General features: G+C 70.0%; 20 protein-coding genes. 12 read left to right on the top strand and 8 right to left on the bottom strand.

Annotation, left to right across the window (positions count from 1 at the left end):
• Positions 1-249: 249 nt before the first annotated feature.
• On the bottom strand, positions 250-768 hold the full coding sequence (locus BJY18_RS21175; RefSeq protein WP_221457886.1) for a winged helix-turn-helix transcriptional regulator: 519 nt from the start codon (positions 766-768) through the stop codon (positions 250-252).
• 94 nt (positions 769-862) lie between these two features.
• Between BJY18_RS21175 and BJY18_RS21170 the strand changes: the two genes are divergently transcribed.
• The gene (locus BJY18_RS21170) at positions 863-2,317 is read left to right on the top strand and encodes an MFS transporter (RefSeq protein WP_221457884.1); all 1,455 of its coding nucleotides are present in this window, start codon (positions 863-865) and stop codon (positions 2,315-2,317) included.
• Positions 2,318-2,321: 4 nt separating this feature from the next.
• Positions 2,322-2,603, top strand: coding sequence for a hypothetical protein (locus BJY18_RS21165; RefSeq protein WP_184781605.1), 282 nt, complete (start codon positions 2,322-2,324; stop codon positions 2,601-2,603).
• A 109-nt stretch (positions 2,604-2,712) separates the two neighbouring features.
• Here BJY18_RS21165 and BJY18_RS21160 read toward each other — a convergent pair whose 3' ends face one another.
• Together BJY18_RS21160 and BJY18_RS21155 are read right to left on the bottom strand one after the other, a co-directional pair.
• Positions 2,713-3,495: an N-acyl homoserine lactonase family protein gene (locus BJY18_RS21160; RefSeq protein WP_184781604.1), complete on the bottom strand. Its 783-nt coding sequence runs from the start codon at positions 3,493-3,495 to the stop codon at positions 2,713-2,715.
• Complete coding sequence (locus BJY18_RS21155) at positions 3,492-4,811, bottom strand: bile acid:sodium symporter family protein (protein ID WP_184781603.1); 1,320 nt, start codon at positions 4,809-4,811, stop codon at positions 3,492-3,494. Before BJY18_RS21155 ends, BJY18_RS21160 begins: the two co-directional genes overlap by 4 nt.
• Before the next feature lie 155 nt (positions 4,812-4,966).
• Between BJY18_RS21155 and BJY18_RS21150 the strand changes: the two genes are divergently transcribed.
• Positions 4,967-5,734: a TIM barrel protein gene (locus BJY18_RS21150; RefSeq protein WP_184781602.1), complete on the top strand. Its 768-nt coding sequence runs from the start codon at positions 4,967-4,969 to the stop codon at positions 5,732-5,734.
• Positions 5,735-5,756: 22 nt separating this feature from the next.
• On the opposite strand, the gene BJY18_RS21145 is transcribed toward BJY18_RS21150, so the two are convergent.
• Genes BJY18_RS21145 through BJY18_RS21135 form a run of 3 tightly spaced genes read right to left on the bottom strand, consistent with a single transcriptional unit; the run spans position 5,757 to position 9,011 of the window.
• Positions 5,757-6,494 (bottom strand): SDR family NAD(P)-dependent oxidoreductase, encoded by a 738-nt coding sequence (locus tag BJY18_RS21145; protein ID WP_184781601.1) that lies wholly within the window; start codon positions 6,492-6,494, stop codon positions 5,757-5,759.
• Positions 6,495-6,531: 37 nt separating this feature from the next.
• The gene (locus BJY18_RS21140; protein ID WP_184781600.1) at positions 6,532-7,923 is read right to left on the bottom strand and encodes a GntT/GntP/DsdX family permease; all 1,392 of its coding nucleotides are present in this window, start codon (positions 7,921-7,923) and stop codon (positions 6,532-6,534) included.
• A complete protein-coding gene (locus BJY18_RS21135; RefSeq protein ID WP_221457883.1) occupies positions 7,923-9,011 on the bottom strand; it encodes an isocitrate/isopropylmalate dehydrogenase family protein in 1,089 nt (362 codons plus the stop codon). Before BJY18_RS21135 ends, BJY18_RS21140 begins: the two co-directional genes overlap by 1 nt.
• A 168-nt stretch (positions 9,012-9,179) precedes the next feature.
• On the opposite strand from BJY18_RS21135, the gene BJY18_RS21130 reads away from it, so the two are divergent.
• Genes BJY18_RS21130 through BJY18_RS21110 form a run of 5 tightly spaced genes read left to right on the top strand, consistent with a single transcriptional unit; the run spans position 9,180 to position 14,577 of the window.
• Positions 9,180-9,977 carry an IclR family transcriptional regulator gene (locus tag BJY18_RS21130; protein WP_184781598.1) on the top strand — a complete coding sequence of 266 codons (798 nt, stop codon included), beginning with the start codon at positions 9,180-9,182 and terminating at the stop codon, positions 9,975-9,977.
• A complete protein-coding gene (locus tag BJY18_RS21125) occupies positions 9,974-11,695 on the top strand; it encodes an IlvD/Edd family dehydratase (protein WP_184781597.1) in 1,722 nt (573 codons plus the stop codon). The genes BJY18_RS21130 and BJY18_RS21125 overlap by 4 nt, the downstream gene beginning before the upstream one ends.
• Before the next feature lie 26 nt (positions 11,696-11,721).
• Positions 11,722-12,660, top strand: coding sequence for an acetaldehyde dehydrogenase (acetylating) (locus tag BJY18_RS21120; protein ID WP_184781596.1), 939 nt, complete (start codon positions 11,722-11,724; stop codon positions 12,658-12,660).
• 1 nt (position 12,661) lies between these two features.
• Positions 12,662-13,690 carry a 4-hydroxy-2-oxovalerate aldolase gene (gene dmpG, locus BJY18_RS21115; RefSeq protein ID WP_312873912.1) on the top strand — a complete coding sequence of 343 codons (1,029 nt, stop codon included), beginning with the start codon at positions 12,662-12,664 and terminating at the stop codon, positions 13,688-13,690.
• Entirely contained in the window at positions 13,687-14,577 is an 891-nt protein-coding gene (locus tag BJY18_RS21110; protein ID WP_184781594.1) for an NAD(P)-dependent oxidoreductase, read from the top strand. Before dmpG ends, BJY18_RS21110 begins: the two co-directional genes overlap by 4 nt.
• 192 nt (positions 14,578-14,769) lie before the next feature.
• On the opposite strand, the gene BJY18_RS21105 is transcribed toward BJY18_RS21110, so the two are convergent.
• Positions 14,770-15,909, bottom strand: a complete 1,140-nt coding sequence (locus tag BJY18_RS21105; RefSeq protein ID WP_184781593.1) for an FAD-dependent monooxygenase — start codon at positions 15,907-15,909, stop codon at positions 14,770-14,772.
• A gap of 176 nt (positions 15,910-16,085) precedes the next feature.
• On the opposite strand from BJY18_RS21105, the gene BJY18_RS21100 reads away from it, so the two are divergent.
• Positions 16,086-16,694: a TetR/AcrR family transcriptional regulator gene (locus tag BJY18_RS21100; protein ID WP_184781592.1), complete on the top strand. Its 609-nt coding sequence runs from the start codon at positions 16,086-16,088 to the stop codon at positions 16,692-16,694.
• Positions 16,695-16,756: 62 nt separating this feature from the next.
• Here the strand turns inward: BJY18_RS21100 and BJY18_RS21095 are convergent, their stop codons facing one another.
• Positions 16,757-17,440 carry a GntR family transcriptional regulator gene (locus BJY18_RS21095; protein WP_184781591.1) on the bottom strand — a complete coding sequence of 228 codons (684 nt, stop codon included), beginning with the start codon at positions 17,438-17,440 and terminating at the stop codon, positions 16,757-16,759.
• Positions 17,441-17,568: 128 nt separating this feature from the next.
• Here BJY18_RS21095 and BJY18_RS21090 point away from each other — a divergent pair, with 128 nt between their 5' ends.
• The 3 genes from BJY18_RS21090 to hpaE are packed head-to-tail and all read left to right on the top strand — an operon-like array spanning position 17,569 to position 21,535.
• Complete coding sequence (locus BJY18_RS21090) at positions 17,569-19,077, top strand: fumarylacetoacetate hydrolase family protein (RefSeq protein WP_184781590.1); 1,509 nt, start codon at positions 17,569-17,571, stop codon at positions 19,075-19,077.
• A complete protein-coding gene (dapA, locus tag BJY18_RS21085; protein WP_184781589.1) occupies positions 19,074-20,039 on the top strand; it encodes a 4-hydroxy-tetrahydrodipicolinate synthase in 966 nt (321 codons plus the stop codon). Before BJY18_RS21090 ends, dapA begins: the two co-directional genes overlap by 4 nt.
• A 2-nt stretch (positions 20,040-20,041) precedes the next feature.
• Positions 20,042-21,535, top strand: a complete 1,494-nt coding sequence (gene hpaE, locus BJY18_RS21080) for a 5-carboxymethyl-2-hydroxymuconate semialdehyde dehydrogenase (RefSeq protein ID WP_184781588.1) — start codon at positions 20,042-20,044, stop codon at positions 21,533-21,535.
• Positions 21,536-21,555: the final 20 nt, after the last annotated feature.

Raw genomic sequence — 21,555 nt, 5'->3', positions numbered from 1 at the left:
TGCACTGCCATTCTGCGTGCCCGAACGCTGTGGCGCATCAAGCGGGAGAACGGTTCCCGACCGCCGGCCCTCGGTCAAAAGGACTAGTGACCGGCCGGACGACGCTGCGAGTACGGGACCAGCAGACGACCGGGACCGACCGGCCGGTATAGCCGCGGGATCGACCGGCCGGAATCGACCGGCCGGTATTGACCGGCCGGTATCGCCGCGGGCTCGAACGACCGCCCTCGGCTCCGTGGCACCGGGACGCTAGTGCACGGACCGCAGCAGTGGCCGGGGTTTCGCGAGGACCGTGGTGACGTGGCCGCTGTCCGGCGAAGGGGTGGGCAGGCCCGGGCCCGGGGTCATCAGTGTCTCGCCGAGGGGCACCTGTGTGCCGCAGCGCAGGCATTCTCCGGTGGTCGCGATCTCGCCGGCGCAGGAAGCGTGCACGAACACGCGGCGCGGACCGTCCGGCGCGTAGTACTCGTCGCCCCAGTCGGACAGGGTGCGGATGACCGGCCAGAGCTTGCGGCCCTTGCCGGTGACCTCGTACTCGCTGCGCTTGCCGGTGCCCGGAACCCGCTCCAGTACGCCTTCGCCGAGCAGGAACTCCAGCCGTTCGGACAGCACCGCACGCGGAATGCCCAGGTGCTCGACGAAATCGCTGAAGCGGCGGACCCCGAACACCGCGTCGCGGACGATCAGCAGGGTCCAGCGCTCGCCGACGATCTCCAGCGCACGCACCATCGAACAGGCCTGGTTGGTGTATTCGCGGGGTAGTGCCATGGCTCCCATTCTGCCACGACGAGTTCGCTCACCGAACTCGTCGTGCTAGTGTCCGGGTCGAAGAGTTCGGTCACCGAATCAAATGGGAGTGCGCATGGCCAGCCGCCCGGGAGCCGTTCTCGTCGCCTCCGGCGGTGGGACGCTGCTCGCGCTCGCCGTCTTCACCGCGCCGTTGTCGATCGTTCCCGCAGTGGCCGGCGGGCTCGGCGGCGGCGCGGTCGCGACATCCTGGATCCTCAGCTCGATGAGTCTCGGCCTGGCCGTCGCCCTGCTGCCCGCCGGCGCGATCGGCGACGACTTCGGCCGGCGGCGGGTGTTCGTGGCCGGTGCCGTGGTGACGGCGGCCGGGTCGTTGCTGTGCGCGCTGGCGCCTGAGCCGCTGCTGTTCATCGGCGGCCGGGTGGTCGAAGGATTCGGTGCCGCCGCGCTGATCGCGTGCGGGCTCGCGGTGCTGGGCCCGGCGTTCCCGGACGCCGCCGGACGTGCCCGCGCCACCGGCACGTGGGGTGCCTGCCTCGGCGCCGGCATCGCGATCGGCCCGATGGCCGGAGCGGCTTTCGGGAGCTGGCGGGCGCTCTACCTCGTGCTCACGGCGGTCGCGCTCGGCGTGGCCGTGCTGAGCCACCGCCTGGTGGACGAGTCCGTTTCGGGCCGGACACGAACGGTCGACCTCCCTGGTGCGCTGTTGCTGGGCTGTGGCCTCGCGGCATTGCTGGCCGCGCTCACCGAAGGGCGACAAGGCTGGACGAGCCCGTTCGAACTGACGCTGCTCGCGGCCGCGGTCGTGCTGCTGGCCGGATTCTTCGGCCACCAGAACCGGGCCGGCGGGGGCGTACTCGATCTCGCGCTCTTCCGGCGTCCGGCGCTGATCGCCGCGACGCTGGGTGCGTTCGTGGCGGGGGCCGGGGTCACCGCGCTGATGTCGTTCGTCTGCACGATGCTGGAGAACGGCCTCGCCCTGCACCCGCTCGCCGCGGCATGGGTGGTGCTGGGATGGTCGGCGACCAGTGTCGTTTCGGCGTTGCTTACCCGCCGGCTGCCGTCTGCGTTTTCCGGTGGCGCGCGACTGAGCGGCGGGCTGCTCGTGGTCGCCGTGGGACTGGTGCCGCTGGCCTTCGTCACGCCTGGGTTCGGCTTTTCGTTGCTGCTGCCCGGAATGATCGTGGCCGGATTCGGAACCGGCGTGGTCAACGCGTCGCTGGGCGGGGAGGCCGTGGGGAGCGTGCCGCCGCACCGGACCGGCATGGGCAGCGGCATCAACAACACGAGCCGCTACGTCGGGGCGGCGCTCGGGGTCACGGTGGTGACCCTCCTGTCCGTCCGGCCTCCGGGCACGCCGGCGAGCCTGACCGCGGGCTGGAACACAGCCGTGGTGGTGGCCATCGCGGTGTCGCTGGCCGGCGCGGGGGTGATCGCCGCGTTGACCGTGCTGGGCAAGCGGTGGACTCCTGATCAGTCGCCCCACCGGGACGAGAGCGCGGCTTCTTCCATCCGCGTGCGCCGCGGGGGCGTGCCGCGTTCGCGCAGCAGCTCTCCGCCGACCGAGTAGCGGGGTGCGTTGGCGGGGTTCCGGTCAGGAATTCCGCGGCACGGTCGGCACCGACGACCTCGAAGCGCTGCTGATGCTCACCCTCCGGCGCCAGCCTCAGGTCGTGCAGGACACGGGCCAGGTACAGCATCCGCTCGTCGTGGTCACGGCCGGCGACCATGCCCCGCCGACGAGCGAACAGACAGCTGCGGTTGGCAATGAACGCGGACGCACAGCCGGTCATCGCCGGCCGGCCTGTCCCCCCGACCGGCTGATCGAGGTACGCAGCGTCGCCGCATACTCGTAACCGGCCCGAATCCCTTGGGCGGCAACCAGTGTGCGGCAGCCGGCCCGGAACCGCCTGTACCGCAACCGGTTCCGGGTACCGGCCGGCCACCTCGACGGCGTGCCGCGCCTCAGCTGATCCGGACCGCGATCTCCGGGGCGATCTCGGCCGCCGGGTACCGGGTCAGCACGAGATTGTCGTGGCCGGGGACCACCTCCGCTTCGCGGGCGGTCTGTTTCAGCCAGGCCAGGCCGTCGTACATGTCGGGCAGGCTGGAGGCGATGTGGAAGGGCCGTTCCTGTTCGAACTCCTCGTAGGTGTGCGAGGCGTCGGAGGCCAGCACCACGCGGCGGTCGCCGGCGCCCTCCACCTCGACCACGAGCTGGCCCGGCGTGTGGCCGGGCAGCGGGCGGAAGCTGATGCCGGGCAGCGCGGGGTCGTCCACGGGGACTCGCAGCAGGCGGCCTTCGCGATGTGCCTGCTGCACCCAGGCGACCTCCTCGGCCTCGACCGCAGGGGCGAACAGCGGGCGCGCGCCGATCGGCCCTGTCCAGAACGCGTACTCCGCGGCACCCGTCACGACCTGCGAACGCGGGAACAGGTTCAGGTTGCCGATGTGGTCGTAGTGGAAGTGCGTGAGCACCACGTGCGACACGTCGGCCGGGTCCACGCCGACGTGGCGCAGCGCCTCCGGAACCGGGGTGACCAGCAGGCGTTTGCGCCGGTCGGCCACTTCCGGGCGGAAACCGCAGTCGACGACCACCGTGCGCTGTTCGTTGCGCACGACCCAGAAGTAGTAGTCGACGCGGACCGGTTCGTCGGGCTCGTCGTAGGCGTCGAAGGAGTGGTAGAGGGTCCGCTTGCTGGTGGGCCACTCGCCGAACTTCACGGCGAGCACCTCGTAGCCGCTCAACGCTTCTCCTCCAGGACGAGTTCGGGCGCCGCCGCGGTTTCCGGGCGAGGCTGCTCGGTCGGGCGCCGCGACCAGTAGTTCGCGAGCAGGGATCCGGTCACGTTGCCCAGTGGGCTGAACACCGCGGCCGGCACCCCGGCCGTGGCGATCATGCCCATGGAGGCCGCGAGCCCGCTGGCGGCACCGCCGTTCTGCATGCCGACCTCGAAGGCGACCGACCGCGAGGACGCGATGTCGAGCCGGGCGGCGCGGGCGCCCCAGTAGCCGAAGGTGAAGCCGACCAGGTTGTGGATCAGTCCGATCAGCAGCAGGACCGCGCCCACCGTGAGCAGGGTGTCCCTGGCCGCCGCGGTGACCACCGTGTTGTAGTACATGATCCCGAACATGGACACGTACGGCATGAATCGCCCGATCGCCCCGTAGCGCAGGACGGCGGCGTAGTAGAGCCGGGCGAGGATGATCGCGGCCGCGACGTAGCAGACCTGCTGCAGCGCACGGACGCTGTTCTCGCCCATCCCCGCGGTCAGCGAACCCCACGCGAAGGCGACGACGATCAGCCAGGCGGCGGAGACGCCGGCGGCGGTGCTCACGATCCGCTTGGCCTTCGGCGATGCACTGCGCAGGAAATCGACCAGCAACGCCGCGCCCACCGGGACCAGGGTGATCTGGATGACGTCGTACATCATGCCCACGAAACTGACGTCGACGATGCGTCCGGCGAACAGCTTCATCAGCGCCGGGGTGGCCAGCGGCGCGAAGATGGTCGACAGCGCGGTGATCGTGACCGCGAGCCCGAGATTCGCCTTGGCGAGCAGGCTCATCACGTTCGAGGCCAGTCCACTCGAGACACAGCCGTAGAGGATGACGCCCACCGCCACCCCGGAAGGCAGATCGAACAGCTGCACGAGGACGAACGCGGCCGTCGGCATCACCAGGTAGTGCCCGGCCATCCCGACCAGGACGCCCTTCGGCTGCCGGGCCACGCCCTTGAAGTCGGCGATCCGCATGTGACTGGCCATGCCGAACATGACCAGCTGGATGATCGTGTTGATCAGGAACTTGTCGGTCAGCTTGACCTCGCCCCAGCTGGTGAACGCGCCAGGGTAGACCAGTGCGGCACAGCAGCATGCGACGACCCAGCCGGTGTACTGGTAGCCGGCCAGCTTGGGCAGTGCGCCGAGGCCGATGGCGATCTCGAAGCCGGTGCCCACCAGTGCGGGCTGCCAGAGCTGCGGTGCCCCGATGAGCAGGCCGACGACCGACGCGATGGCTCCGAGGGCGGCGAGACCGAGACAGACGAGACGTAGCTTCGTCATTGAGGCTCCGTGATGTTTCGAAGTAAGAAGAGCGTTTCGCTACGCGGAGTATGGTATGCCTGTTCCGATGAGGCAGTCAACGTAAATCGCGCAGTAGTCAAGCAGAGGTGATCGGATAATGATTCGGATAGCGAATGAGTAATTCGCAAAATGGCATGTTCGACCGAAGCTCCGCAGTCGCGAACCTCTCCACGCTCTTCGCCTCGCTCCCCGTCCTCGAACGGCCAGCGGCCGCTGCCCGGGCCGGCTACCGCGCGGTCGAATCGTGGTGGCCGTTCGACCGGTCCGTGCCTCCCGCCGGCGAGATGGACGCGTTCGCCGGTGCCGTCGAACGGGCCGGGGTCGAGCTGGTCGCGCTGAACTTCTTTCTGGGAGATCAGGGGGAGCGCGGCATCCTGTCGCATCCGGCGCGCACGGCGGAATTCCGTGCACACACCGAGGTCGTGCGGGAGCTGGCCCAGCGGCTCGGGGCGCGGCTGTTCTGCGTGCCCTATGGCGATCGCCTGCCGGAGCCGGCGGAACGGGACCAGCGCGCGATCGCGGTGGCGAACCTGGTGCACGCCTGCGAAGTCCTGGGACCGCTGGGCGGAGTGCCGATGCTCGAACCACTCAGCGGGCTGCCCTCGTACCCGCTGCGCACTGTGGCCGACGCGGTCTCGGTGCTGGACGAGGTCGACGCGGCGACCGGCACGGCGGGTTCGGCAGGGGTCCTGCTCGACCTCTACCACCTGGCGGCGAGTGGGGCCGATCTCGACGCGGACATCGACGCGTACGCCGGCCGGGTCGTGCACGTCCAGGTGGCCGACCACCCCGGGCGCCACGAACCGGGGACCGGCCGGATCGACTTCGGTCGGCACCTGAACCTGTTGCGCGCCAGAGGGTATCGGGGCCGGATCGCGCTGGAGTACTTCCCCTCGCGGTAGCCGACGGCGGTTCATCGGTCCCTCAGTCCATCGGGGTGCTGCGAGTGTCCGAGATACCGCCGTCGACCGCGATGACCGCACCGGTGGTCGACCGGTTCACCGGATCGGCGAGGAACAGCACCGCGTGCGCGACCTCGGCCGCAGACACCATCCGGCCGGTGGGCTGCCGCGCCGCGTATGTCGCGCGGGCGGCTTCCCGGTCGGGCGCGGCGGCCGCGAGGGAGGCCAGCAAGGCGGTGTCGACGGTGCCCGGGCGGATCGCGTTGACGGTGATCCCGTCCGCGATCAGGTCCGCCGCCAGCGCGCGGGTCAGGGCTTCGATCGCCCCCTTGGTCGTGGCGTAGGCGACCCGTCGCCGGAACCCCGCGGCCGCGGTGAACGACGACATGTTGACGATCGCGCCCGCCTCCGACCTGCGCAGGTACGGCAGCGCGGCACGGGTCGCCCGCACGTAACCCAGCACGTTGACGTCCCAGAGCAGGGCCCAGTCGTCGAGTGCGGTCTCCTCGACGTCGCCGCTGCGCACCACCGCCGCGTTGTTCACCAGGACGTCGATCCGGCCGTACCGGGCGGCGACGTCGGCCATCACGACCGCGAGCCGTTCCTCGTCGGTGACATCGGCTTGGTAGTGCGGTACTTCCGCGGTTCCCGGCGCCGCGTCGACCACCACCGGGCGGCCACCGCCGTCGAGGACCGCTTCGACGCACGCCCGGCCGATGCCGCCCGCGCCGCCGGTGATCACGACGACTCTGTCCTGCATCCCCACTGGAACCTTCTTTCCTTGTGTGCGAACGATCTCAGCCGACGACGGCGCCGAGTGCGACGACGCCGAGCCCGGCGACGAGGGAGACCACGCAGTCCATCACGGTCCAGGTGCGGAAGGTGTCCTTCACACTGAGGCCGAGAAACTCTTTGACCATCCAGAAACCGGCGTCGTTGACGTGGGAGCCGAACCGTGATCCCGCGCCGACCGCCAGTGCCAGCAAGGCCACTTGACCGGCGCCCATGGTCGCGGCGAGCGGCGACAGCAGGCCCGCGGCGGTGACGATGGCGACGGTGCCGGAGCCGACCGCAATCCGGATCACCGCGGCCAGCAGCCAGCCGAGGACGAGCGGCGGCAGCCCGAGCTGGTCGGTCAGGCCGGCGATCGTGTCGCCGACTCCGGTCGCGACCAGCGTGCTCTTGAAACCGCCGCCCGCGCCGACGATGAGGATGATGCCGGCGACCAGCGGCAGGCCGGTGCCCATCACGCTGCCGACTTCGCGTCGTCCGATCCCGGTGGCCAGTCCGAAAGTGACCATCGCGAGCAGGCAACCGGCGAGCAGCGCGACAGTCGGTTCGCCGATGGTCTCCGCGACTCCGCGTACCGCGCTGCCCTCGGGCAGGGTGAGTTCCGCGATCGCCCGGAACAGCATCAGCAGTACCGGTAACAGCATCGTGGCCAGCGTGGTGGCGGTGCCCGGCACCCGCGCGGACGGTTTCCGCGGAACCGCGTCCCCTCCGGCGTCGATCGGGGTGGCGGGCACGACCCGGGCCAGCAGGCTGCCCAGCAGCGGTCCGCCGATGATCACGGTGGGCACCGCGACGATGAGTCCGAACAACAGCGTCCGGCCGAGATCGGCGTGAAAGGCCGAGACAGCGAGCAGCGGCCCGGGATGCGGCGGCAGGAAGCCGTTGAGCAGCGAAAGCGCGGCCAGCGCGGGAATGGCCACCTTGAGCAGCGGCAACCCGCTGCGGCGCACCACGAGCACGATCATCGGGAACACCAGCACCAGCGCGACTTCGAAGAAGAGCGGCAGTCCGATCAGGAACGCGATCCCGGCCATCGCCCACGGGATCGCGCGGTCGGGGACCACCCGGACGAACCGGTCCACCAGCCGTTCGGCCGCGGCGGACGCGTCGAGCAGCCGGCCGAGCATCGCCCCCAGCGCGATCAGCAGCCCGATGTCGCCGATGGTGCCGCCGAGGCCGTCCACGAACGCACTGATGGTGGCTTCGGCACCCATCCCGGAGCCGAGTCCGAGTACTGCCGAGCCCAGGATCAGCGCGATCAGCGGATGCAGCTTCGCCCAGGCGATGAGCAGGATGATGACCACGATCGCGCCGACGGTGAGCCACAGCAGCGGACCCTGGCCGATCGTCGCGGCCGGTGCGTCGGCGGCCGCGACCGCAGCGGCCGCCGCTCGCATCAGCCGGCCGCCGCGAGCCGGCCCAGGGTGGCCACGACCGCGTCGCCGAACCCGGAACAGCTCAGGTCGCCGCCGAGGTCGGCGGTCAGCGCACCGGAGCGCATGGTCTCCACCACGGACCGTTCCACGAGATCGGCCGCGGCCCGCAGCGCGTCGTCGTCGTGCCGCTGGGCGAGCCAGTCCAGCATCATCCGGGCGGAGACGATGGTGGCCACCGGATTGGCCCGGTCCTGCCCGGCGATGTCCGGTGCCGAACCGTGCGCGGGCTGGAACATCGCGTGCTCGTCACCGATGTCGCCGGACGGCGCCAGTCCGAGCCCGCCGACCAGCGCGGCGGCCAGATCGGACAGAATGTCGCCGAACATGTTCTCGGTGACCAGCACGTCGTAGCGCTCGGGATGCTGCATCAGCAGCATCGAGAAGGAGTCGACCAGCGCGTGGTCGGCGGTCACGTCCGGGTACCCGGCTGCGACCTCGTCGTAGACCTCGCGGAAGAAGGCCAGCGAACGGAAGATGTTCGCCTTGTCCACACAGGTCAGCCGGCGCTCGCCGTCCTGCGGCCGTCCGGTGCGGCGGCGGGCGAGTTCGAAGGCGTACCGCGCGACGCGTTCAGTGCCCTTGCGGGTGACGATCATCGTGTCGGCGTAGACCTCGCCGGTGATCTCCGCGCCGCCGCCGAACGAGGCGAAGAGTCCTTCGGTGCTCTCGCGGACGAGGACCAGGTCGACCTGGTCCTGGTTCGGGTCCAGACCCTTGGCGCCGGGGTAGAACTTGATCGGCCGGACGCCGGCGTAGAGCCCGAACTTCTTGCGTGCGGTGACGATGAAGTGGCCCTGGGCCTCGGTGCCGTCCGGCATCCGGATGTCCGGATGTCCCATCGAGCCGAACAGGATGGCGTGCGCGGACTCCATCGTCTTCCAGGTGCTCTCCGGCGCCAGCTCGCCGTGCTCGGCGTAGTGGTGCGCACCGCCTTCGAGCAGGGTGAACTCCAGGTCGAGACCGGGCACCGCGCGCAGCACCTTGACCGCCTCGTCGACGATCTCCGGTCCGATGCCGTCACCCCGCAGGGTGGCGATTTCGTAGGTCACCACAACTCCCTCAAAGCGAATCACTTGTTCGGATAGCGAGTAAACTAAGTCGCCGTCGAGGTGAAGTCAACGGCGTGAGCGCTTGCTTGAGGATTGACGATTCGGATGGCGAACCATAGAGTCGCGTTCACCAGGTGCACCTCGCACCGCGAACCCTGAGGAGTCGATGTGTCATCGGAGCCGTCCGACGCGCAGGCCGCGTCGGCCCGCCGCGACCGCGAGGTCGCCTCGGTGGCGAACGCCATGCGGCTGATCGAGAGCCTGGGCCGGCGCGAGTCCGGCGGGGTCTCCGATCTGGCGCGTGAGCTGTCGTTGTCCAAACCCGCGGTCGACCGCCTGCTCAGCACGTTGATGAGCGCGGGGTACGTCGAGCACGTGGCCGAGACGCGGCGGTACCGGCTCACCATGAAGCTGGTCGCGATCGCGAACTCGGTCAAGGACCGCAGCGGGCTGATCGACCTCGCCCGGCCCAAGCTGGTCGAGCTGGCCGACGCCTTCCACGAGACGGTCAACCTGGCCACCCTGCACCAGGGTTCGATCATCTACGCCGACAGCGTCCCGTCCCGGCAGCTCATCCGGGTCGAGCCGGTGCCGGGCAGCGAGGTGCCCGCCTACGTCACCGCGCTGGGCAAGGCCATCCTGGCGTTCTCGCCGGACGAGGTCCGCGACCGCTACCTGCGGGAGTTCCACCCCGCGCCGTACACGCGGTCCACCGCGAACTCGGTCGCCGAGCTGCGGGAGCGCCTGGACACCGCGCGGGAGAAGGGGTACGCCCTCGACGACGGTGAGCTGGTGGAGGAGGTCCGCTGCGTCGCGGCGCCGATCATCGACGCGACGGGGTTCGCGGTCGCCGCGATCTCGGTGACCACGATCCGCAGCACGTTCGAGAAGTCCGGGGCACAGATCACGAAGTCGGTGCACGAAGCCGCCCGCGCGGTCAGCGACCGGCTGGTGGAGGCGGGATGACCGGCGAAAACCCGCGTCGTTCCCAAGCGTGGTTCGGCGGCGCGGACAAGACCGGGTTCTTCCACCGGTCCGGGATCAAGGCGATGGGCGTGCCGGACCGGATGTTCGACGGCCGCCCGGTGATCGGCATCTGCAACACCTGGTCACAGCTGGCGCCGTGCAACGCACACCTGCGCGACCTCGCCGAGTACGTCGCCCGCGGCGTGTACGAGGCGGGCGGGCTGCCGCTGGAGTTTCCGGTGACGTCACTGGGCGAGACGCTCATGCGCCCGTCCACGATGATGTACCGCAACCTGGTCAGCATGGACGTCGAGGAGACGATCCGGGCCAATCCGCTCGACGGCGTCGTGCTGCTCGCCGGCTGCGACAAGACCACCCCCGCGGTGCTGATGGGGGCGGCCAGCGTCGACCTGCCGAGCATCGTGCTCTCCGGTGGTCCGACGCTGACCGGCCGCCGCGACGGCGTGCAGCTCCCGTCCGGCACCGGTACCTACGAGATGTACGACCGGGTTCGCGCGGGGACGATGACCTCGGAGCAGTTCGTCGGCGCCGAGGTGTGCATGTGGCGCTCGAACGGCAGCTGCAACACGATGGGCACCGCGTCCACGATGGCGTCGATGGTCGAGACGATGGGCGTCGCGCTCACCGGCAACGCGGCCATCCCCGCGGTCGACGCCCGGCGCCGCAGTCTCGCGCACGACACCGGTCTCCGTGCGGTCGAGATGGTGCACGAGGATCTCCGGCTGTCGAAGGTGCTGACCCGGCAGGCGCTCGAGAACGCCATCCGGGTCAACGCCGCGATCGGCGGATCGACCAACGCGGTGGTGCACCTGCTGGCCATCGCCGGCCGGGCCGGGAGCGAGCTGCGGCTGGACGATTTCGACGAGCTGGCCGCGGGCGTGCCGCTGCTGGTCGATCTCGTGCCGTCGGGCAAGTTCCTGATGGAGGAGTTCTTCGACGCGGGTGGCGTCCCCGTGGTGATCAACGAACTGCGTGATTTCCTGCACCTCGACGCGCCGACGGTCACCGGGCGCACCCTCGGGGAGAACGTGGCCGGGATGACCGGCTGGGGCTCGCCGGCGATCCGGACGGTCGACGACCCGCTGCAGGAGGACGCCGGAATCGCCGTGCTGCACGGGAATCTGGCTCCGGACGGGGCGATCATCAAGCCGTCCGCGGCGACGAAAGAGCTGCTGGTGCACCGCGGCCCGGCGGTGGTGTTCGAGGACATCGACGACCTGCGTGCCCGGATCGACGATCCGGAGCTGGACGTGCACGCCGATTCGGTGCTGGTGCTCAAGGGCGCCGGGCCGAAGGGGTATCCGGGCATGCCGGAAATGGGCAACCTGCCGATTCCCGCCAAGCTGCTGCGTGCCGGGGTCACCGACATGGTCCGCGTTTCCGACGCGCGGATGAGCGGAACCGCGTTCGGCGCGGTCGTGCTGCACGTGGCTCCGGAGTCCGCCGCCGGTGGCCCGCTCGCGCTGGTGCAGGACGGTGACCTGATCGAACTGGACGTGCCGGCGCGGCGGCTGCATCTGGCGGTGGACGATGCCGAGCTGACGCGCAGGAGGGCCGCCCGCGGCGCCGAGAAGCTGCCGGAGATCGGCGGTTACACCCAGCTCTACCTGCGGCACGTCACCCAGGCCGACACCGGTGCCGACCTCGATTTCCTTCGCGGCAAACGAGGTTCGGACGTACCCCGGGCCAGCCACTGAGCGCAGTCCCCCGTGAGGAGTGACCCATGACGACGAAGGTCGCCATCATCGGGCCGGGCCACGTCGGCACCGACCTGCTCGTCAAGCTGAGCCGCCATCCGGAGCTGGAGCCGGTGGCCGTGGCGGACGTGGAGCCGGATTCGGCGGGGCTGGCCAAGGCCCGTGCGCTGGGTGTGGCCACCACCGGCCGCGGCGTGGCCGGGCTGCTCGAACTGGACGCCTTCAAGGAGGTCACGGTGGTGCTCGACGCGTCCACCGCCGCGGCGCACGAGGCTCATGCGGCCGCGCTCGGCGCGCCGGGCCGGCAACTGGTCACGCTGACGCCGGTGACGACCGGGCAGCTCGTGGTGCCGTCGGTGACTCCGGACTTCGGCGGTCCGGAACTCAGCCTGATCGGCTGTTCCGGCCAGGCGGCCATTCCCGTGGTGCACGCGCTCACCCAGGTCGTGCCGGTGCACTACGCCGAGGTCGTCGTCTCGATCGCGTCGTCGTCGGCGGGGCCGGGTCTGCGTGCCAACCTCGACGAGTTCACCGGGGCCACGAGCAGGGCGATCCAGCTCGTCGGTGGGGCGCGCCGGGGCAAGGCGGTCACGGTGCTCAACCCGGCGGATCCGCCGATGGCCATGCGGGTCACCGTGCTCGGCATCGTCGACGAGCTCGACGCCACGCTGCGCGACTCGATCTCCGCCGCGGTCTCGGCGGCGGTGGCGGAGGTGAGTGCCACGGTGCCCGGGTACCGGCTCAACCAGGACGTCGCTTTCCGTTCCCTCGGAACGGACGAGCCACTGCGCACGCTGCTCGGGGACACTACGCGAAAGCACGCGGAGGTGGCGGTTTCGCTGGAGGTGCGCGGCGCCGGCGACCATCTCGGCACGCATGCGGGGAACCTCGACATCATCACCACGGCGGCCGTCGACGTGGCCGCGCGGCTCGGCTCGGTCGCGCTCGAAGGCGAGGTGGCCTGAAGTGCCGAAAGTCTTCCTCCAGGACGTGACCTTGCGCGATGGCATGCACGCCATCCGGCACCGCATCGGCCTGGAACGGCTCGTGGAAATCGCCGCCGCGCTGGACGCGGCGGGCGTGGACGCGATCGAGGTCGCGCACGGCGACGGGCTCGCCGCCTCCACCCTCACCTACGGCGCGGCCAGCCACACCGACGACGAGTGGATCGCCGCGATCGCGGAGGTCGTCTCCCGGGCCCGGCTGACCACGTTGCTCATCCCCGGAATCGGCACGATCGGCGACCTTCGCCGTGCCTACGGGCTCGGCGTCGGTTCGGTCCGGATCGCGGTGCACTGCGCCGAACCGGGCACCGGGCTGCAGCACATCGAGCAGGCCAGGGAGATGGGACTGGACGTGTCCGGTTTCCTGATGATGTCGCACTTCCTGCCGCCGGACGAGCTGGCCGCCTCGGCCAAGCTCGCGGAAAAGGCCGGCGCCCACTGCGTTTACGTGGTCGATTCGGCCGGGCGGATGACCATGGACGCGGTGCGGGCGCGGATCCGGGCCTACCGCGAGGTACTCGACCCCGTGACCGAAATCGCCATCCACGCCCACGAAAACCTCTCGCTGTCGGTGGCGAACTCCGTGGCCGCGGTCGAAGAAGGTGCGCACCGCGTGGACGCTTCGCTGGCCGGGCACGGCGCGGGGGCGGGCAACACGCCGCTGGAAGCGTTCGTCGCGGTCGCCGATCTACTGGGCTGGGAACACGCCTGCGACGTGTTCGCCCTGCAGGACGCGGCCGACGATCTGGTGCGGCCCATCCAGGACCGGCCGGTCCGGGTGGATCGGGAAACGTTGACGCTGGGCTACGCCGGGGTGTACTCGAGTTTCCTGCGGCATGCGGAGAAGGCCGCCGGGAACTACGACGTCGACGTGCGGAAGCTGCTGGTCGAGGTCGGCAGGCGGGGGCTGATCGTCGGACAGGAGGACCTGATCGCCGACACCGCGCGCACGTTGCGTGCCACGGCACTGTCCGAAAAGGACGCATCGTGACGCGCGTCGGGTGGATCGGGCTCGGCGCAATGGGCTCGCCGATGGCCGTCTGCGCGGCGCGCGGCGGGCACGACGTCACCGCCTACGACGTCAACCCGTCTCGCGCGGAGGCGCTGGCCGCCGACGGAGTGGCGCCGGCGGCGTCGATCAAGCTGGCGGCAACGGGGGTGGCCACGCTTGTCGTCATGGTCGCGACCGCGGACCAGGTGGAAAGCGTGCTGTTCGGGGACGATTCGGCAGCCGGAGCACTCGTGCCCGGAAGCGTGGTCGTCGTGATGGCCACGATCGGCCCCGCGCCGGTCGCGCGGTGGGCCGAGCGGCTCGCGCGGCGGGGGATCGACCTGGTGGACTCCCCGGTCTCCGGTGGTGCCGCGCGTGCGGCGGACGGTGATCTGCTGATCATGGCCGGTGGCCCGGACCTGGCGGTGGACCGCGTCCGGCCGCTCCTCGACACGCTCGCCCGCACCGCCCCGCACGTGGGCACCGCACCCGGTGACGGCCAGAAGGTCAAGCTGGTCAACCAACTCCTGTGCGGCGTGCACATCGCCGCGGCGGCCGAGGCACTGGCGCTGGCCGAGGCCATGCACCTCGATCCGGCCGCCACCTGGGACGTTGTACGGACGGGCGCCGCGGCGTCGTTCATGCTCGAGGACCGCGGGGAACGCATGGTGCACGGCAGCGCCGAGGTCCGCAGCGCGCTCGGCATCATCCTCAAGGACATGGGCCTGGTCACCGACGCGGCACGCGACAGCGCCCACCCGGCGCCGCTGGCGTCCGCGGCCGAGCAGATCTTCCTGGCCGGACACCGAGCGGGCCTGACCGGACACGACGATTCCGAGATCATCGACATCCTCCGCGGTGACCACAGTGGACGGATGGTGCCCTGAGCCGGGATTATGGTGCTGGTGGTCGGGCACGAAACCACCGCGAACATGGTCGGGCTCGGCACCCTCGCGTTGCTCCGGCATCCCGACCAGCTCGCCGCCATGCGTGCGTCGACTTCCGGCGGAGGGCCAGGTGCGCGTCCTGGAGCTGCCCCGGGCCGGCCGCGAAATGCGGGACCGGTTGGTTGCGGAAGCCTACGCCCGTTCGCCTTTCGGTTCCCTGGACTTTGCGGGAAGGGAGCGGAGCCGGGTGTTGCGTGCGGTGATCGCTTCCTGCGTGGCGGGCGCCAGGATTGCGCCACCGACGTCGACGGTGCTCTGGGCGAATTCGACGTACGGGCGCTGGCGTTTCTCGTAGTGGTCGAATGCCACCGTGTGGTCGCCGCCGGCACGTTCGAGTTCCTCGGCCAGGAATAGGCCGCCGGTGAGGGCCAGTGAAGTGCCGCGGCCGGAGAGCAGTGCGGCGCAGTATCCGGCGTCACCGACCAATACCACCCGGCCGCGGTGCCAGGTCGGCAAGTGAATCTGGCTGACCGAATCGAAGTAGAACTCGGGGTCGGCATCGACCGCGGCCAGCAGGCGCGGGATTTTCCATTCTTCGTGCCCGGCGAAAGCGTCGATGACAATCCGCTTCTGGGCATCCAGGTCGCGGTAGTCGTAGTCGATGAACTCGGACCGGAACAGGAGAATCCCGAGCACTTTGTCGTGATAGCCGGTGATGCCGGCCATATGTCCCGGATAGTTGTACATTGTGCCGCGGTCGTCGTCGCCGAAGTCTTCGGAATTCAGTTCGGTGATGCCGACGTACAGGCCCAAATGTCGCAGGTAGTCGCTTTCCGGTCCGAACACCAGCTTCCGCACGCGCGAGTGCAGGCCGTCGGCGCCGACGACGAGGTCGAACCGCGCGGAGCCACCGGAGGCGAAACGCACGTCGACCCCGTCGCCGTCCTCGGTGAGGGCGGCGACGCTTTCCCGGAACCGGATCGTGGCGTTCGGCGGCAGCGCCGCGGCGAGGATGTTCGTCAGGTCTTCGCGGGGAATCTCGATGTCGTCGGCGGAATCGTTCACCTCCTCGTACGGCACCCGGGCGATCACCGTGCCCTCGCGGTCGACGAATCGGGTGCGCTCGGACATGTCGACCCGTTTCGCGCGGATCGCGTCGAGCAGTCCCATCTCCGCGGTGACCCCGATCGCGTCGCCGCGGACGTCGATGGGCGACCCGTTGATGCGCAGGTGGCCCGCACGTTCGACGACGGTCACCTGATGCCCGCGCACGCCGAGGTCCAGAGCCGTGCTGAGACCGGCGATGCCGGCACCCGATACGAGGATGTTCATACGTACTCCCTGGTTCCCGCGCGGACGTCGTTCGCGGTGGTGCCGGTTGGTTCACCCCGAGACAAGCTAAAGCGACGAAAGTTCTCGTTAGACTCCACGTTAGCAGACCCTTGCCGGTGCGGGCAGCGGCGCTGACGGAGAATCACCCCGCGAGGAGAGCGAGGAGTGAGCGGCAGATGGCGGACGGCTCGTCAAGGCAACCGGCGGCCTCGCGGCCGGGTGGGCGCACCGCTCGCGTGCGGGAGCGGATCCTCGACGCGACCGTCCAGCTCGTCGGCAGGCACGGCCTGGCAGGCCTGCGTTACGACGAGCTGGCCGAACTGGCCGGGGTGCACAAGTCGAGCGTCTACCGGAACTGGCCGGAGCGGGAAACGCTGGTCAGCGAGGCACTGCTGCGGTACGCCGCGGAGACGGCCGTTCTCACCGACACCGGTGACCTGCGCCGGGACCTGATCGAGTTCCTGATCGACCTGGCCGCCACCCTCGACACGCCGACCGGTCGCGCGGTGCAGAGCGCCGCGCTGACGGGCCACGAAAACCCGAACGTGGCCCGTGCGGTCGCCGCAGTCTTCGAACAACGCCTGGAAGTCATGCGGACGAGGGTGGAGGTGGCCGTCGAGCGGGGCGAACTTCCCCCGGTCGACGCCTACTTCTTCGGCGAACTGCTCTGCAGTCCGGTGCACCTCTACGTGAGCCGTGGCGTGCGCCCCTTCACCCGCGCGGTCGCCGAGCAGGTCACCGACGTGGTGCTGGCCGGCATCCGGGAGACCTCCCGGCGCGAATGAGCCCCGCGAGCGCGCCGGCCGTCGCAATCGCTTGCGGCACAAGCAGGTCGTGACGGGCGCGCTCAGCCGTCCGCCGGTACGTGCTGGAAGTGCAGGAACGCGTCCAGGGTTTCCGTGCGGTGCCTGCGCACGGCGAGTTCCACGTCGATCGGGTCGGCGCCGCTTTCGATCAGGTCGACGATGTGGTCGTGCTCGGCCACCGACTGCACGGCGCGGCCCGGTACGAAACCGAAGATCGAGTCACGCAGCATCCGCAGCCGGCTCCAGCCCCGGTGCACCAGATCGGTCATGGACGGGTTCGGGCAGTGCTGGAACAGCACCGCGTGGAACTTCTCGTTGAGGTCGGTGAACCGGCGCGGATCGAAGTGCTCGAGGCATTCGCGCATCTGCTGGTTCACCGCACGGGCCTGCGTCAGGTCCTCGGCCGTCAGCAGGGGAGCGGAGAAACCGGTCGCGGCGCCTTCGACCACGGCGAGCGTCTGCATCGTCGTGGCGTACTCACCCTCGTCGACCAACGCGACCTGGGCACCGATGTTCTTCTCGAAGGTCACCAGCCCTTCGGCCTCCAGCCGGCGGACGGCCTCCCGGACCGGGACGGTGCTGATGCCCAGCTCGGCGGCGATCTGGCTGAGCACCAGCCGGTAGCCGGGCGTGAAGCGGTGCGAGACGATCCGTTCACGCAGCCACTCGTAAGCCAGCTGGGACTTGCTGGTCCTGGCCTGCTCGGCCGGTGCGTCGGTGGCCATCGTTCCTCGTTTCGCCCGCGTGGCACTCCATCTTGCCGGAGCCCCGGTCTGCTTCCGGACTCCGCTTCGCTGCCTCGTCGTGATCAGAACCGTTGTGATCAGATATGTCATCGTATACGATTGCCGCCATGTCGCACGACTCAGTTCGGCCGTCCGAGGAAACCGGCCTTCACCGGCACCCCGTGGTGGGCCGTCCGGGCAAGGTGGTCGCGGTCCACCTCAACTATCCGTCGCGGATCGCCCAGCGCGGCCGGACCCCGGCGAAACCGTCGTATTTCCTCAAGCCGGTGACCTCGCTGGCGGCCGCCGGGCAGGCGGTCGAACGCCCCGCCGGGGCCGAGCTGCTTGCCTTCGAAGGGGAGATCGCGCTGGTCATCGGCCGGTCCGCCCGTCGCATCGCGCCCGCGGACGGCTGGTCGCACGTGGCCGCCGTGACCGCGGCGAACGACCTGGGCGTCTACGACCTGCGGAGCGCGGACAAGGGTTCGAACCTGCGTTCCAAGGGCGGTGACGGCTACACCCCGCTCGGGCCGGCGACCCTTCCCGCCGCCGAGATCGACCCGGCCGCGCTGCGTGTGCGCACCTGGGTCAACGGCGAGCTGGTGCAGGAGGACTCCGCCGGCACCCTGGTCTTCCCGTTCGGCGAGCTGATCGCCGATCTGTCGCAGCTGATCACGCTCGAGCCCGGTGACGTGGTGCTCACCGGCACGCCGGCCGGATCGTCGGTGGTCGTGCCCGGCGACGTCGTCGAGGTCGAGGTCGACGTGCCCGGCACCGAACATCGGACTGGCCGGCTGCGCACCGAGGTGACCGAAGGATCCGAAGTGCTGCCCGAGTTCAGCGCGCAGCCGGCTGTCGACGATCACCAGCGTGCCGAGGCGTGGGGCAGCCGCGAGGCCGCCGGCCTGGAGTCACCGTTCGAACTCACCGAGGACCTCGTCGCCAAGCTGCGCAAGGTCTCGGTCGCGACGCTGTCCGCCCAGCTGCGCAAGCACGGCTACAACCAGCTGTCGATCGACGGTGTGCGCAGCGACAAACCCGGCAGCAAGATCATCGGCCGGGCACGCACGTTGCGCTTCGTTCCCGCTCGAGAGGACCTTTTCCGCAGCCACGGCGGCGGTTACAACGCCCAGAAGCGGACTTTCGACTCACTCAGCCCCGGCGACGTGCTCGTGGTCGAGGCGCGTGGCGAACGCGGCAGCGGCACCGTCGGCGACATTCTCGCGCTGCGCGCCCAGGTGCTGGGTGCCGCGGGCATCGTCACCGACGGCGGGGTGCGCGACCACAGCGCGGTAAAGGATCTCGACATCCCGACGTTCTCCAGCGGCCCGCACCCGGCGGTGCTCGGACGCAAACACGTGCCGTGGGATGCCGATCTCACCGTGGCCTGCGGTGGCGCGACCGTGCAGCCCGGAGACGTCATCGTCGGCGACGACGACGGCGTGCTGGTCATCCCGCCCGCGCTGCTGGGCGACGTGCTCGACGCCGCCGTCGCACAGGAAGCCGAAGAAGCCTGGATCGCCGCGCGGGTCGCCGAAGGCACACCAGTACAGGGTTTGTACCCGCTGACCGGCGAGTGGCGCCGCCGCTACGACGCCGAGCGCGAGGCACGTATCTCGCAGGAGGGACCGAAATGAGCAACCGACCGGGTGCCTGGCGCACCCTACCCGAGCAGCTGACCGGATCGATCGCCCCGGTGATCACGCCGTTCACCGACGAAGGCGCGGTCGACCACGCATCGCTGGCGAACCTCGTGGAGTGGCAGCTGAGGCAGGGCTCCGACGGCGTGTCCATCGGCGGCTCCACCGGTGAGCCCAGCGCGCAGACCATCGACGAGCGCGCGGCGGCGATCCGGACGGTGCTGAAGACCGTCGACGGACGCGCGCCGGTCGTGCCGGGGACCGGCTCGGCCAAGCTCGACGAGACCATCGAGCTCACCGGCGCGGCCTACGAGGCGGGCGTGGACGCGGCGTTGATCATCACGCCCTACTACGCGCGGCCGACCCAGGAAGCGCTCTACGTCTGGTACTCCACGGTCGCCGCGGAATACCCGGAACTGCCGATCATCGCCTACAACGTGCCGAGCCGGACGGCGGTGGAGATCGCGCCGGAGACGGTCGCGAGGCTGCATCGCGACGTGCCGAACTTCGTCGGCATCAAGGAGACCACCAAGGATTTCGAGCACTTCTCGCGGGTGATCAAGGCGGCCGGGCGGGAGCTGCTGGTGTGGTCGGGCATCGAATTGCTGTGCCTGCCGCTGCTGGCGCTCGGCGGCACCGGTTTCGTCAGCGCCACCGCGAACATCGCGCCCGCGGCGACGAAGAAGATGTACGACGCGTTCCGCGACGGGCGGCTCGAGGACGCACTGGACATCCACTACGGACTGCACCCGCTGGTGGACCTGATCTTCGTGGAGACCAATCCGGCGCCGGTCAAATGGGTGCTGGCCGAGCGGGGCTTGATCCGCTCCGGCCACGTCCGGTCGCCGCTGATCGCGCCGACCGACGCGGGCAAGGACAAGATCCGCGCGCTGCTCGACGAGGGTGCCGGGTACCTGTCGCCGGTCACCGAAGCCGACACCATCGCCGGAGGCAACTGACCATGGCCATTCAGCACGTACCGGCCGAGCTGCCCGAACGCATCCGGCATTTCATCGACGGCGAGTTCACCGACAGCCTCGACGGCGCCACCTTCGAGGTCATCGACCCGGTGTCCAACCAGGCCTACCTGCACGCGGCGGCGGGCAAACCGGCCGACGTCGATCGGGCGGTCGCCGCGGCACGCAGGGCGTTCGAGGAGGGCCCGTGGCCGGGGATGCTGCCGCGGGAGCGGGCCCGGATCCTCTACCGCATCGCCGACATCGTGGAAACCCGCAACGAGCGGCTGGCGGAGCTGGAGACCTTCGACACCGGCCTGCCGATCACCCAGTCCCTCGGCCAGGCCAAACGGGCCGCGGAGAACTTCCGGTTCTTCGCCGACCTGATCGTGGCGCAGGCCGACGACACCTACAAGGTGCCCGGCAAGCAGGTCAACTACGTCAACCGCAAGCCCAAGGGCGTGGCCGGGCTGATCACGCCGTGGAACACGCCGTTCATGCTGGAGAGCTGGAAGCTGGCCCCGGCACTGGCCTCGGGCTGCACGGTGGTGCTCAAACCGGCGGAGTTCACGCCGCTTTCGGCGGGGCTGTGGCCGGAGATCTTCCGCGAGGCCGGGGTGCCCGACGGGGTGTTCAACATCGTCAACGGGCTCGGCGAGGAAGCCGGGGACGCGCTGGTCAAACACGAGGACGTGCGGCTGATCTCGTTCACCGGGGAATCCGCCACGGGCCAGACCATCTTCGCGAACGCCGCGCCGACCCTCAAGGGCCTCTCGATGGAGCTCGGCGGGAAGAGTCCCGCGGTCGTCTTCGCCGACGCCGACCTGGACGCCGCGATCGACTCCACGGTCTTCGGCGTCTTCTCCCTCAACGGCGAGCGCTGCACCGCCGGGAGCCGGATCCTGGTCGAGCGCGGTATCTACGACGAGTTCGTGCGCCGCTACGTCGAACGCGCGGAGAACGTCAGGGTCGGCGATCCGCACGATCCGGCCACCGAGGTCGGAGCGCTCGTCCACCCCGAGCACTACGAGAAGGTGGCCGGCTACATCGAGATCGGCCGGACCGAAGCGAAGCTGGCGGCAGGCGGCGGACGCCCCGAGGGCCTGGAATCCGGCAACTACGTGCGCCCGACCGTCTTCGTGGACGTGCCGCCGACCGCCCGGATCTTCCAGGAGGAGATCTTCGGTCCGGTCGTGGCGATCACCCCGTTCGACAGCGACGAGGAAGCCCTGCGGCTGGCCAACGACGTCAAGTACGGACTGGCCGCCTACGTGTGGACCTCGAACCTGGAGCGCGCGCACACGTTCGGCCAGCGGATCGAGGCCGGGATGGTCTGGCTGAACTCGCACAACGTCCGCGACCTGCGCACCCCGTTCGGCGGGGTCAAGGCGTCCGGGCTCGGCCACGAGGGCGGCTACCGGTCGCTGGACTTCTACTCCGACCAGCAGGCCATGCACATTTCCCTGGCTCCGGTGCACACCCCGAAGTTCGGCGCCTGAGGCGTCCCGCTCGTGAAGGG

The organism is Amycolatopsis jiangsuensis (genome assembly GCF_014204865.1).
In the GTDB taxonomy this organism is placed as follows: Bacteria; Actinomycetota; Actinomycetes; order Mycobacteriales; family Pseudonocardiaceae; genus Amycolatopsis; species Amycolatopsis jiangsuensis.
The sequence above is the reverse complement of the archived record's forward strand: the minus strand, read 5'-3'. Positions and strand labels throughout refer to the sequence as shown.

Coding starts and splice junctions, on each gene's coding strand:
- BJY18_RS21105 (WP_184781593.1), bottom strand. CDS start 15,909: ATGAACATCCTCGTATCGGGTGCCGGCATCGCCGGTCTCAGCACGGCT.
- BJY18_RS21140 (WP_184781600.1), bottom strand. CDS start 7,923: ATGCGAGCGGCGGCCGCTGCGGTCGCGGCCGCCGACGCACCGGCCGCG.
- BJY18_RS21095 (WP_184781591.1), bottom strand. CDS start 17,440: ATGGCCACCGACGCACCGGCCGAGCAGGCCAGGACCAGCAAGTCCCAG.
- BJY18_RS21155 (WP_184781603.1), bottom strand. CDS start 4,811: ATGACGAAGCTACGTCTCGTCTGTCTCGGTCTCGCCGCCCTCGGAGCC.
- BJY18_RS21145 (WP_184781601.1), bottom strand. CDS start 6,494: ATGCAGGACAGAGTCGTCGTGATCACCGGCGGCGCGGGCGGCATCGGC.
- BJY18_RS21150 (WP_184781602.1), top strand. CDS start 4,967: ATGTTCGACCGAAGCTCCGCAGTCGCGAACCTCTCCACGCTCTTCGCC.
- BJY18_RS21170 (WP_221457884.1), top strand. CDS start 863: ATGGCCAGCCGCCCGGGAGCCGTTCTCGTCGCCTCCGGCGGTGGGACG.
- dapA (WP_184781589.1), top strand. CDS start 19,074: ATGAGCAACCGACCGGGTGCCTGGCGCACCCTACCCGAGCAGCTGACC.
- BJY18_RS21125 (WP_184781597.1), top strand. CDS start 9,974: ATGACCGGCGAAAACCCGCGTCGTTCCCAAGCGTGGTTCGGCGGCGCG.
- BJY18_RS21090 (WP_184781590.1), top strand. CDS start 17,569: ATGTCGCACGACTCAGTTCGGCCGTCCGAGGAAACCGGCCTTCACCGG.
- BJY18_RS21175 (WP_221457886.1), bottom strand. CDS start 768: ATGGCACTACCCCGCGAATACACCAACCAGGCCTGTTCGATGGTGCGT.
- BJY18_RS21100 (WP_184781592.1), top strand. CDS start 16,086: ATGGCGGACGGCTCGTCAAGGCAACCGGCGGCCTCGCGGCCGGGTGGG.
- BJY18_RS21120 (WP_184781596.1), top strand. CDS start 11,722: ATGACGACGAAGGTCGCCATCATCGGGCCGGGCCACGTCGGCACCGAC.
- hpaE (WP_184781588.1), top strand. CDS start 20,042: ATGGCCATTCAGCACGTACCGGCCGAGCTGCCCGAACGCATCCGGCAT.